2 protein-coding genes and 1 pseudogene are annotated in these 3,669 nt (G+C 48.9%); all 3 read right to left on the minus strand.

What is annotated here, in order from left to right:
• On the minus strand, window positions 1-330 hold a 330-nt coding region (locus ACUVJL_RS32860), incomplete at its 3' end, for a two-partner secretion domain-containing protein (RefSeq protein ID WP_445249665.1).
• A gap of 461 nt (window positions 331-791) precedes the next feature.
• Window positions 792-2,852, minus strand: a complete 2,061-nt coding sequence (locus ACUVJL_RS32865) for a ShlB/FhaC/HecB family hemolysin secretion/activation protein (RefSeq protein WP_445249666.1) — start codon at window positions 2,850-2,852, stop codon at window positions 792-794.
• A 464-nt stretch (window positions 2,853-3,316) separates the two neighbouring features.
• Window positions 3,317-3,669, minus strand: a pseudogene (locus tag ACUVJL_RS32870) (hypothetical protein); the annotation flags it as partial.

Here is a 3,669-nt window from a genome sequence, read left to right on the forward strand (position 1 = left end):
TAAATTGGCGTTGCCTAAAACTCCCAAAGTTCCTAAAATATTTGACTGATTGCCCCCGGTAACGCGGGTAAAAATATTAGTAATTCCCCTGGGATTTTCAAAATATGCTCCCCGCCCTTCACCTATGTTAAATTCGCGCCAGCTATGAAAAAGGTTAACGCCGCGAATTGCGCCGCCAGTGATTCTATCTGAGGGTAAGTTGTTGATAGTATCGGGAACTGTTCGCGAACTTTCCGGGCCCAGGGTATTATCTGGGATGATTTGGGCGATCGCCCCAGATGGCAACAGCAGTAAGGCGCAAAATAGTAAGTAAAAATTGGTGCTAGCCATAAAATAACCTTTGTTTCAACAGGGGGAAGAAAAGGGTTCATCAGTTTGAAGTTGACACCAATAGCCCGAAAGCCTGCCCTTGACTAGCTGTTATACCAATTTAATGTGAAGTTGCACATATCTCGATCCCCCTCGCATTCCCCTGATAGTCGGGGGACGAAGATCGGAATCTTGTCCCCCCCGATGCCTTGGGGGGCTAGGGGGACTCGGATTCTACGGGGCCTCATAAAAAATTGGTGTTATGGAGATATGTATTAACCTAATATCCATGCTAGATTCTGCAGTCCGGAAAATTTATGTCAAGTTTTTGCATCGGGCTGGCGCCCACAATTTACAACAGCCAGATTGTTTCCGGCTGTATCGCTATTATTCAAGCAGAGCCCCGATTTTTTAAAGCCTGAGGGGTTCTGGCTATTCTATTTTTGAAGATGCACCTTAATTTAGTCATTAAATGCTCGTTTTTAAAAGGGAAAATAATTGATTCTAAAGTAGATGCCTTTTTCCTGCAAAGTTTGATCGCCCGATCGAGCATTTATCAAAGGAATACCATAGTCTAGACGCACATTCAACCTATCCCCCATCTGCCAAACTAGCCCCACACCTGCACCCAGCAGTTTGTCGGAGTCAGCATTCGGCTTTTCTCCCGAATGGTTCCACCCTACCCCAAAATCGATAAACGGAGCGATTTGCAACAATCCTTGGACTTCCGGGACACGCCAAACCGGAATTCGCACCTCTGCAGACGCGATCGCACCGCTATCAGTTAACAGCAAATCTTGGCGGTATCCGCGCACGCTTTGAACGCCGCCGATCCCGATTTGTTCGAGGGAAAGCAGGGGGCGATCGGCTAATTGAATGTCAGTACGCACAATCAGCAAGGTTTCTGGGGCTAGCAGCCGCACGTATTGGGCTTGTCCGCGCCACGCCAGAAAGCGACTGTCAGGGCCGCTATCGTTCCCAGTAGCGCCCAGAAATTTGGTACCGAGGGAAAACTGCGATCGCGCCGCGAAAACTTGGTTGGAACTCCGCTGCACATATTCTTGAAAAAATCGCAAAGCCGAAACCCGGGTTTCGCCGCGCTCATTTGCTCCCGCCGAAAGCGGATATCTTTCGCCCATCAGGAAAGTGTCGCTTTCTTGCCGCGAAAAACTCAGTCCCAAAGCCAAAGTTTGAGCGGGCTTTTCGACAATCGGTTGGCGGTAACTTAACTCGTAAGTCCGCGATTTCCCCTCGATTCCTACAGCATCAAACGGTGCCTCGATGATGTTGGTGCTAGCAGCACTCCCAGCCAACCGAACTGTGCCGTTGCGCGCGTTGACGGGGACGGTGTAGCTGCCGTTGAATTCGTTGCTGCCGTCGGTGTTAGCATAAGATACCTCTAATCCGTCGCCCAAACCGAGCAAATTTGCTTGAGTGATGCGAACACCACGCCGAAAACTGCCGACGCTGGGCGATCGGTTGTTGTCTGCGAACACGTCAGCCGTAAAGCTTTGTGCTTCTTTTACCCGCACTTCTAAGCGACTGTTTTCCGGGCGGCTTCCGGCTTGGAGTTCGGCCGAAATATTGGCAATTAAGGGGTCGAGTTGCAACAGTTGCAAGGCTTCCAGCAACCGATCTCGGTTGAGCGGCCGTCTGGTGGCGCGCTCTAGGCGCGATCGCACGTAATTTGAATTTAAGCGCCTGTTTCCAGTAATCTCAATTTCATCTAATCCGCCTTCTACAATCCGAATTTTCACCACACCTCCTGATCTGGGAAAGGTTTGGTTGGCGGGAATTAGAGCGCCGGAATTGATGTATCCTGCCGCTACATATTTTTGAGTAATGGCTGCTTCTGCTGCGATCAGTTCGGCAAAGGTGATGTCGCGCCCCGTAAACTCTTTAATAACTTCTGCCAGTTCGCGATCGCTAAAAGCCGTGTTGCCCTCAAATTCAAAGCCCGAGACCCTAATTGTACCCGGAATTCCCGGTGTAGCCTCGCCGGGAACAGGTGTTTGCGGGGTTGGTTGGAGGGGAGACGAGGGGGGAAGTTGCGGTGCTGTTGGTGCAGGTAATTCCGGCTCTCGGGGCAGAATTGGGTTGGGCAGTTGGCCCAGGCGCGAGTCTTGAGCGATCCCCAAATCGGTTTTTTGTCGGTCAATATTTTCTTGTAGCTTTTGACCTCGGTTAAAAATCTCGGTTTCTTGAGTTTTTGTGCTTAATGTGCTAGCTGCAGAATTTGCCGCTTCCGGCGACGGGTCGGGAGTTTCCGCAGGTGCCGATAAGGGTAGAGTTGGCGACAGTGGCGCAAGTTCTGATTCAGGGGGTAACTGCGGAAACTCGTCAGCGGCCCGTAAGCCTTCGCGACTCTCAAGATTAGTGTCGGGAAGCAAAGGTCGATCGCCCCCGCTGCTAACTGCTGCCAAATTTTCAACATTTGAGGTCAAAATTTCAACTGTGCTAGCGGATGTTTTCGCTGGTTTTCCCAACCAAACTAACCCAAAAATTCCAGCGAGTAAAAATAGTTGTTGCGATCGACAAGCCATAAGATTTAATTATTATCTCGCTTAAGTGGGAAAATATTTTCAGGAAGTGAGCACCCTCAAGTAAAAACCAATTTTAACAGCAAAAAAACGCAACAGCCGTCGCCACTAACAGTTTGGTAGGCGGTAAATACCAAAAGGTCGATCGACCCCTGTTCATTTCCCAACGCTTACGCACCAACCGGGTTATTATCAGAACAAATATCCTGTAAGTCTATCTGCAACTGTATAAAACCCGGTTAATTTTGTCAAAAAACCTACGCTTTTAGTCGGATTCCGCGACCCGAAGAGTTTTGGACGCACTAGTGGCAAGAAACCGGATTTTTGGCGCAAATACTTAGTTACAGCCTGCAGATGCTGTAAAAAACCCGGTTTCTTTGATTAGGGTGCATCATCCCAAATCCGACTTTAATACCCCCTTTATTCTTGAGTCCGCGTCGGCAGACCAGGTGTGCCCAGACACGGTTTCAACCGCCAAGTCTGATAAAGGGGGTTTCTAACTTTGACCCTCCCCTGGCTAAAGCCGAGGGGATTCTAAGAGGATGTGAAGAAACGCGATTTATCCGCGCTTCTTCACATTTTCTCTCTAGTTTCAGAAGATTAATCCTTCTTGGGGCAGTCAATGACCCCCTAGACACTCCGGCAAAGCCATTGTGCTTACTTTTCCTTCCGATATTTGCTGAACCATTCAAGTCACTGTTAACCAGATGTTCCTCTTTTGTCCGATACAATCCTCGCTTAATTCGTTTACCAGAGAACTGGTAATTCTTAGGATTGTCGGCATTGTAAACAGGTACTTCATCGCTATCGATAGCACTTG

The sequence above is a fragment of the Microcoleus sp. OTE_8_concoct_300 genome, assembly GCF_031383065.1.
Taxonomy (GTDB): domain Bacteria; phylum Cyanobacteriota; class Cyanobacteriia; order Cyanobacteriales; family Microcoleaceae; genus Microcoleus.

Excerpts from the sequence above, each read along its gene's own strand:
- ACUVJL_RS32865 (WP_445249666.1), bottom strand. The coding sequence starts at position 2,852 with ATGGCTTGTCGATCGCAACAACTATTTTTACTCGCTGGAATTTTTGGG.